An 841-nucleotide genomic window follows, 5' to 3' on the forward strand; every position below is an offset into this window, starting at 1 on the left:
CCGCGTAGCCGGGGCAGCGGCTCCTTGATGGCGCCCACGGCGGCCAACGCCGAGGCAGGCACACCCAGCAACGCCTGCGCCACGGGGCGCTGTAGTTCCGGCAATAGCGCAATGTCTTCGGGCCGGGGCCTGCCTTGCAAATAGCGCGCATAGGCGGCCTCCGCCGGCGCCGCGTCAAGCGCCAGCGCCTGGTAGCCGGGGCAGTCGTCCCATTCGAGACTGGCCACCTGGGCCGCGCAGCGCATCAGCTCCAGACGCGCGGCCAGGTCGGTGCGGCCCGTGGCGGCCACTTCGGCGCGGGCCTTGTCCCATTCCAGGGCCTGCACGCGCTGGCGGCCTTCCAGGTAGGCGGTGGAGGCGCGCTGGGACGCAGATTCGGCATTCAGCGCCCAGTCCGGTGCGGGCGGGCGGCTGCTGCAGCCGGCCAGCACCACGGTCAGCACGGCGCCGGCATGGCGCGCCAGGAGGGTTGCGGCAGAAAGTTTCTTGGCGGCAGCACTCATGGCAGCTTCAACTCCGGTTGATGGGCAAACGGCCACTTGCGCTGCAGGTCGGCCAGCACGCCTTCCAGGCGGCGCAGGTTGCCCTCCACCTCGGCGCGCAGGGCACCCAGGTCCGCCGTGGCCTCGCGCGCATTGGAGCCCACGGCCTGGGCCTCGGCCAGCACGGCGTCCACCTTGCCCAGCGTGCGGCGCGTGTCGGCCAGCAGGCCGTTGAGCTGCACCACGGTGGAACGCACCTCGGGCATGACGCCGCCGGCGTCGAACACTTGGCTGTCGGCCCGCGCCACCATGCGCTCCATGCGGGCCAGCGTAGCATTGGCGCGGTCCAGCAGACGCGG

At 72.5% G+C, this 841-nt stretch carries 1 protein-coding gene and 1 pseudogene; both read right to left on the reverse strand.

The features are described 5' to 3' along the window. Nucleotides 1-503 (reverse strand): hypothetical protein (locus L995_RS22850; RefSeq protein WP_047473826.1); only part of this gene is annotated, 503 nt, incomplete at its 3' end. Beyond that, nucleotides 500-841, reverse strand: a pseudogene (locus tag L995_RS22855) (MlaD family protein); the annotation flags it as partial. The pseudogene L995_RS22855 and the gene L995_RS22850, both read right to left, overlap by 4 nt.

Origin of the sequence: Delftia sp. ZNC0008 (assembly GCF_000799035.1) — a bacterium.
Taxonomy (GTDB): Bacteria; Pseudomonadota; Gammaproteobacteria; order Burkholderiales; family Burkholderiaceae_C; genus Comamonas; species Comamonas tsuruhatensis.